The 7,629-nt window shown below is 46.3% G+C and carries 4 protein-coding genes and 4 tRNA genes; all 8 read right to left on the bottom strand.

The window, feature by feature from the left end:
* Positions 1 to 3: 3 nt before the first annotated feature.
* Positions 4 to 90: transfer RNA gene (locus R3289_RS20340), tRNA-Leu, on the bottom strand.
* A gap of 118 nt (positions 91 to 208) precedes the next feature.
* Positions 209 to 282: transfer RNA gene (locus R3289_RS20345), tRNA-Cys, on the bottom strand.
* A 227-nt stretch (positions 283 to 509) separates the two neighbouring features.
* Entirely contained in the window at positions 510 to 755 is a 246-nt protein-coding gene (locus tag R3289_RS20350; RefSeq protein WP_318927734.1) for a hypothetical protein, read from the bottom strand.
* Between the two features lie 187 nt (positions 756 to 942).
* Positions 943 to 2,076 (bottom strand): carboxynorspermidine decarboxylase, encoded by a 1,134-nt coding sequence (nspC, locus tag R3289_RS20355; protein WP_318927735.1) that lies wholly within the window; start codon positions 2,074 to 2,076, stop codon positions 943 to 945.
* A 121-nt stretch (positions 2,077 to 2,197) separates the two neighbouring features.
* Positions 2,198 to 3,442: a carboxynorspermidine synthase gene (locus R3289_RS20360; protein ID WP_318927736.1), complete on the bottom strand. Its 1,245-nt coding sequence runs from the start codon at positions 3,440 to 3,442 to the stop codon at positions 2,198 to 2,200.
* 98 nt (positions 3,443 to 3,540) lie between these two features.
* Positions 3,541 to 6,429 carry a pyridoxal phosphate-dependent class III aminotransferase gene (locus R3289_RS20365; RefSeq protein ID WP_318927737.1) on the bottom strand — a complete coding sequence of 963 codons (2,889 nt, stop codon included), beginning with the start codon at positions 6,427 to 6,429 and terminating at the stop codon, positions 3,541 to 3,543.
* A gap of 944 nt (positions 6,430 to 7,373) precedes the next feature.
* A tRNA-Gly gene (locus tag R3289_RS20370) sits at positions 7,374 to 7,449 on the bottom strand.
* Between the two features lie 42 nt (positions 7,450 to 7,491).
* A tRNA-Leu gene (locus R3289_RS20375) sits at positions 7,492 to 7,578 on the bottom strand.
* Positions 7,579 to 7,629: the final 51 nt, after the last annotated feature.

A 7,629-nucleotide genomic window follows, 5' to 3' on the forward strand; every position in this document is an offset into this window, starting at 1 on the left:
AGATGGTGCCCCGGGCCGGACTTGAACCGGCACAGCGCGAACGCCGAGGGATTTTAAATCCCTTGTGTCTACCAATTCCACCACCAGGGCACGCAATTCTTGATTGCGGTGCTCGTAACTGATTTAAGTTAGACACCATCTAAGTACTGATTTCTTAACTGGAACATCAATACCGCAAATTCTTCTTTGCTCCGATTCTCCAAGAGAATGGAGGCGCGTCCCGGAGTCGAACCGAGGTACACGGATTTGCAATCCGCTGCATAGCCACTCTGCCAACGCGCCATTTTGTTTACATGTACCATGTAATCTGATGATTACTCACCGCTTCACAGGCTTTCCCGCTGCGGTATGAGCTGTAATTTACTGATTTTTAAAAATGAGTCAATAATATATTGTTACTTTTCAATTGAGTGGTTAAAAACCACCAAATGCAGTTAAAAAGCGCTCCATTATTGATTAAATCAACGGCACTGCCCGATTGAGTGTGGCACTAACCTCATGCGGGTACCTCATTTATTAAGTGCACGTATTTCTTCATCCAGTTGGTATTTTCTGTCGGTAACAATCTTTTCTAACACGTTGACCCGCTCTTTGAGAGCCTGTACTTCTTTTTCCAGATCGTTACTCGAACCGGCATGCCGCTCTTTTGACGTTGCCAGTTCGAGCTCTTTCATTTTAGCTATGTGTTGCAGGTATCGATTAAGCCCTATAAAGGCAAAAACGATAGCAACAATCATTACAGGTAGATGTCCCATCTCGAGCTTACTCCGTTAACAATAGATAGTTAGCTTAATCAACTCCATTAACTCGCTGAATGACAATATATTTAATGGAATTGGTATTATTCGCCAGTTTGGTACGCTTTACAACCTATCGCCTTCAATCAGTTGCATTAAAAAAAGGCCGATAATCGGCCTTTCTCAGTGACATAATTTGGCGTACTCAGGATACCGACCATTGGGACAGGGAACGTTTAAAGTCGTCGTAGCCAAATTCATTCAGCTTTTCGATATCGCCATTGGAACGCTCACAGTACACTGACGGCATTTTCAATCCATTAAACCAGTTCAGTTTCACCATGGTATAACCGGCGCTGTCGATAATATGCAAGCGCTGGCCAATTTCCAGCGGCTTGTCAAATTGAGTAACACAGAACTGATCGCCGGCAAGACAAGAGCAACTGCCAATGACGTACTGGTGCTCCCCTTTCTCGCTCGCTTCAGCAATAGACGCCGGCTCATCGTAGATCAAGGTATCAAGGCGATGGGCTTCGGTCGCACTATCGACGATCGCCGTCTTGATTTCATTTTCAACCACGTCAACCACTGTTACGACAAGATCCGTCGTTTTTGTGATAATGGCTTCTCCTGGTTCCAGATAGAGTTGAACACCGTGTTTTTCAGAAAACGCTTTTAATGCTGCAGCCAGTTTTTCAATATCGTAACCCGGCCAGGTGAAGAACACACCGCCGCCAAGACTGACCCAGTCTAGCTGATCCAGATGTTCACCAAACTTGTCCGAGATATAGTTCAGCAATCCGATGAAAGCGTCTTCATCTTTGTTTTCACAGTTCATGTGGAACATCACACCGTCAATCTCGCCGAATATTGCCGGATCAATATGATCACACTGCACACCCAGACGGGAGAATTTACGAGCGGGATTCGCTAAATCCTGTCCGGCATAACTGACACCGGGGTTCAAACGTAAACCCAGAGATGCTTTTCCTTCAACAATATGGCGGTAAGCCGCTAGCTGACTTTGTGAATTGAAGATCATCTTGTCGCAGATGTCAGCCACTTCCCTCACATCATCTTCGCTGTAGCCCACACTGTATGCGTGCGTTTCACCGCCAAAGGTTTCGTAGCCCAATTTTACTTCATACGGACCGCTGCTTGTTGTGCCATCAAGATAAGGTTTGATAATGTCAAACACACCCCAGGTTGAAAAACATTTCAGTGCTAATACCAGCTTCGCACCAGACAGCTCTTTCAGCCGTTTTGCTTTCTCTAGATTGGCAATCAACTTACTTTCATCAATCATGAAGTAAGGCGTTTTTAATCCTTGCTTGTTCATTTCATCTTCCTCAAAACGGAATAAAGCCGATGCAATTAACATCGGCTTAATATGTAAGTTGCGAGAACCTAGGTACTCAAGACTTAATACTCGCTACTAGCCACTCGAGACTAACATTCGATTACTTTAGAATCTGAATGTCTGGCTGAGCAACGTCTAGCTCCTGAACACCCCAATCAAGACCGATTGTCGGCATTAGCTCCAGGAATGGGTCTGGGTTTAGCTGTTCCATGTTAAACACGCCTTTACCACTCCACTCATTACGGAAGTACATCAGTGCAGCCGTAATTGCTGGAACGCCCGTCGTGTATGAGATTGCCTGGTGTTCAACATCTTTGTACGCGACTTCGTGATCAGCATTGTTATAGATGAATACGCTGCGTGGCTTGCCATCTTTAATACCTTGCACCCAAGTACCGATACAAGTTTTACCTGTGTAGCCCGGTGCCAGTGAGGTTGGATCTGGCAGGATAGCTTTCAGGACTTTAAGCGGCTCAACCACTGTACCATCTTGTAGCGTCACAGGATCTGGGCTTAACAGGCCGATATCACGCATGCAGTTGAAGTAGTTCAGGTATTTATCACCAAAGCCCATCCAGAACTCAATGCGATTGGCCGGGATGAATTCTTTCATTGAACGAACTTCATCGTGCGCCATTGAGTATACTTTGTGGCTACCCACTTCAGGGAAATCAAACTCAAGCATACGGGTATGACAAGGTACCTGTTTCCACTCCTGGTTTTCCCAGTAGAAAGAATCACCTTGTATTTCCAGCATGTTCGTTTCCGGATCGAAGTTCGTCGCGAACTTCTTACCGTGATCGCCTGCGTTCACGTCCATCACATCGATAGTATCGATTTCATCGAATAGATGCTTAACCGCGTAAGCGGCAAATACGCTAACAACGCCCGGATCAAAACCAGCACCCAGAATACCGGTGATACCCGCTTCTGCGAATTTTTCGCGGAATGCCCACTGTGGATCGTAAGCTTCAGGCACTTGCTGGCCTTCACTGCACAGATCAACCGCTACAGATGTATCCAGGTAAGAGACCTTCGCCTGGTAACAGGCTTCCATGATCGCGACGTTAACCCACGGAGGGCCGGCGTTGATGACGAGATCTGGCTGGACTTCTTTGATCAGTGCTACCAGAGCATCAACGTCATCTGCATTAACAGCACGAGATTCCAGTTTCTTTGATGGATCTTTGAGGTTATTGCGACCGTGAATCGATGCAATAATCTTTTCACACTTGCTCACTGTGCGAGAAGCAATCGTAATATCACCTAGAACATCATTGTTTTGTGCCGCTTTATGAGCAATAACCCAACCAACACCACCAGCACCGATTTGTAAAATAGCCATAGTTTTTCGTTTTCCGTATTTATTCAGGAAAGTTGTTGTTTTCACCCCGCCGCAACACCGGCGGGGTGAATCGTTACGTTCTGTCTTAATTACCCAGCTTACTTACCTAGTGACAGTGCCAGCTGGTTAATTCCGTTCAGCAAAGACTCAAAGTCTGACATTTTCAGGCAAGGGTTTAGAATCGTAAATTTAAGTGCGACCCGGCCATCGACAACCGTTTCACCCAGTACCGCAACGCCCTTCACCAATGCTTCCATTCGAAGTTGCTTGTTCAATTGATCTAAATCAGCACCCTGATTGCCGGTATAGCGGAACAGCACCGTTGATAGCGCCGGATCTGCCAGCAATTCGAAATCCGTTGAATGATTGATAAGATCTGCAACCTGCTGTGTCTGACCCAGCAAGTGATCATACATCGCACCAAGAGCCTGTGTACCCACACACTGCATTGTCATCAATACTTTCAACGCATCAAAACGCTTAGTCGTCGCGATAGATTTATCCACCAGGTTTGGCAGTAAATCATCTTCACGATTGAGATAATCGGCATGATGCAGTAGGTACTTAAAGTTCGCTTTGTCTTTAATCAATACGGCTCCACAACTGATTGGTTGATAGAACAGCTTGTGGAAATCGACACTCACAGAGTCTGCTTTCTCGATGCCATGCAGGCGAGATTTATGACGACTCAGGATCAGGGCGCCACCGTATGCGCCATCAACGTGGAGCCATAGGTTATGCTGCTCAGCGATATCAGCCATGTTCGCCAAATCATCGATAGCACCGTGATCTGTCGTACCCGCTGTGCCGACCAAAGCAAACGGCAGCAAACCTTCGCGTTTCAGCGTTTCCACCGTTGTCACCAGCGCAGCAAGCTTAATTGTACCATCTGGATTGGTATCAACACACTCAACGGCATGCTCACCCAAACCCATCAACGATGCCGATTTCTGTACGGTGAAATGCGACTTTTTAGAACACAGAATGCGCAGCTTAGATGCGTAGTCAGGCAGACCATCCTTCTGGATGTTATGCCCGGAAATGCTATCTGCCGCCCAGTCACGTGCCAGTAGTAATCCCATCAGGTTACTTTGCGTACCACCACTGGTGAACACGCCATCTGCTTGCTCACCCAGGTTATAAACACCACATAACCAATCAACAACCTTCTGCTCAACAAATGTCGCGGAGCTGGCCTGATCCCATGAATCCATCGACTGGTTCAGAGCGCTGATAAACGCCTCAGCAGCAATGGCCGGCAAAAGCGGCGGCGTATGCAGGTGAGCAATACAATGTGGATGCTGAACCATGATTGAGTTCTTAGCGATCAGTTCGCCTGTCTGCTCAATAACGGTTTCCAGCGGTAACTGCTGATGATCAAGATCGATGTTGTTAATCATCGCTTTTAAAATTTGCGGTTCCAGACCAGAATATGGCGCTTGCGTGCCTTCGAAGACCTGCTTCAGAACTTGCGTCGTCTGATTGAGTGCAGCTTCAAAATGGTCAGCTCCACCTTCACCAGTGTGAATAAAGTAAGAACGCCAATCATCTTGCTCGTTAGCCGTGACAGGCTCAACAACTTTCGCTGGACCTGCGGTCGCGATAATCGCCTTACTTAGCGCATCCAGAGCAAAATCAATCTGCTCGTGCGTAATGATCAATGGCGGAAGAAAACGCAGAACCGACCCCTGACGACCACCTTTTTCGATGATCAGCCCACGCTCTAGTGCCGCGCGTTGAATCTTCGCTGTCATTTCCGGATCGGCTTCAGGCTCACCAAATTTGTTCTTTTTACCGTTAGGTTTTACAATTTCAGCACCTAACATCAAGCCTTTGCCACGTACTTCGGCAATACAATCGGTGTACTGTGCAATACGCTCTAAACCTTCACGCAGGTACTGGCCGGCTTGCTGTGCATGTTCAACCAGGTTATCACGGCTGATAATTTCCAGCGCTTTTGAACCCGTAGCCATTGCCAGCTGATTACCACGGAATGTCCCTGTATGTTCGCCCGGCAACCAGGTATCAATCGACTTATCAAAAATAAGCAGTGACATTGGCAAGCCGCCGCCAACCGCTTTCGACAGACAAAGAATATCAGGAGTAACACCCGCTTCTTCGAACGCAAAATTGTGACCGGTTTTACCGATACCACACTGGATTTCATCAAAGATCAGAAGAATACCGTGTTCTTTGGTGATCCGACGCAACTCTTGCAACCAGAAAGCAGGAGCCGGAATAACACCGCCCTCACCTTGTACTGGTTCAACGATGATGGCTGCTGGCTTTTGTACGCCACTTTCGTCATCACTTAGCATACGCTCAATATAACGAAGGCTCTGTTTCGCCCCTTCATCGCCTTTCAGGCCAAACGGGCAGCGTAAACTATATGGGAAAGGCAGAAAGTGGACATCAGCCATCAGCCCCTGACGACGCGCTTTCGTCTTCAGGTTACCCATCATCGCCATCGTACCGTTGGTCATGCCATGGTAAGCACCATGGAAAGCAGCCATCGTATTACGGCCTGTGGTTTGCTTTGCAAGTTTGATTGCTGCTTCAACAGCATCTGCACCTGAAGGGCCACAGAATTGAATACGCGCATTTTTTGCAAATTCATCAGGTAAGAAGTTCATCACTTCTCTAATGAACTTATCTTTTACAGGCGTGGTAATATCTAAGGTCTGATATGGCAGGCCCGCATTTAACTGATCGATGATCGCTTGATTAATTTCCGGGTGGTTATAACCCAGAGCAAGGGTACCTGCACCGGCTAAGCAATCAAGAAAGAGCTGGCCACGGCTGTCTTCAACCATCGCGCCCGAAGCTTTGACGATAGCCAAAGGCAAACGTCGTGGGTATGAGCGAACTTCTGATTCATAGTGCTCTTGGCTTAGCAATAATTCATCAGGAGTTAAATCGTATAGTTCGTGAACTACAGGAACATTTGACGCCAGCTTTAGCGCATCTAAGTCAAACACATTGTTCATGGTAATTTTCCAAAAATCATTACGTCACACACTTATCAAACGCCTTGCGGCGTGAATGTACATCCTGAAGCCATGTCATTGCAAACAGGTACGCGCAAAACTCATATAGCCAAAATTTGACCAATCAATTTTTTAACTGCACGTTCAGTATATTCGACATTAAGTGCATACAAACACCACCGGGTATCGCCGGTGAAAATTCGAATGTTTACAGCAATAAGCTGAAATGATTTAAATCAGAAGGTTCAAGGCTCAGTAATAATACTGCAGTTAGGCAAGACAAAACTGATTTGAATAAATAAGGATTGAGTATTCACTGTTGGGTTCCTTCAATATGCGCCTGCATTATTCTTGTCAGGTCTGCGCTTATTAATGCCCTTCTACTAATGAAAGTTTCATTAGTACCTACGGCACGCTGTGACACAATCGGCCTGAGTTCATCACAACGCATATGTCTCAGTGATAGTTCCCCCCTGAGATTGCGCGCAAAATATCACAATGTCGTTTTCGATGACAAGATAAATTTGAAAACAAACACAACATCCGACCTAAAACAACATTATGAACCAAGTTTAACCGGCTGTTTTAGATACTAAAACTTTAAATACTATCTAATCCACTTAAAACACTTATTTGTGCCGAATTATCGATATTATCGTCAAGGGATGTGAATATTGTCATATCAGACAAGTGCTAAAAGCAACCGGGATAAGCCTCTGTTACTGGCCGATCTTCGAGGTGCAGGCGTGACCTCAACCTTGGCAAGCTTGTGTGCTAAATTTCAGATAATAAAAAACCCCGACATTTCTGTCAGGGTTTCATATTTGGAGCGACACACGAGGTTCCCGATCTTCGAGGTGCAGGCGTGACCTCAACCTTGGCAAACTTGTGTGTTGAATTTCAGATAATAAAAAACCCTGACATTTCTGTCAGGGTTTCGTATTTGGAGCGACACACGAGGTTCGAACTCGTGACCTCAACCTTGGCAAGGTTGCGCTCTACCAGCTGAGCTAGTGTCGCATGCTGTCAGTGCTTTATTCAAAGAAAGACAGACTTAATAGATGGTGCCCCGGGCCGGACTTGAACCGGCACAGCGCGAACGCCGAGGGATTTTAAATCCCTTGTGTCTACCAATTCCACCACCAGGGCACGCAATTCTTGATTGCGGTGCTCGTAACTGATTTAAGTTAGACACCATCT

It is taken from the genome of Photobacterium sp. (genome assembly GCF_033720175.1).
GTDB lineage: Bacteria > Pseudomonadota > Gammaproteobacteria > Enterobacterales > Vibrionaceae > Photobacterium.

Excerpts from the sequence above, each read along its gene's own strand:
- R3289_RS20350 (WP_318927734.1), bottom strand. The coding sequence starts at position 755 with ATGGGACATCTACCTGTAATGATTGTTGCTATCGTTTTTGCCTTTATA.
- nspC (WP_318927735.1), bottom strand. The coding sequence starts at position 2,076 with ATGAACAAGCAAGGATTAAAAACGCCTTACTTCATGATTGATGAAAGT.
- R3289_RS20360 (WP_318927736.1), bottom strand. The coding sequence starts at position 3,442 with ATGGCTATTTTACAAATCGGTGCTGGTGGTGTTGGTTGGGTTATTGCT.
- R3289_RS20365 (WP_318927737.1), bottom strand. The coding sequence starts at position 6,429 with ATGAACAATGTGTTTGACTTAGATGCGCTAAAGCTGGCGTCAAATGTT.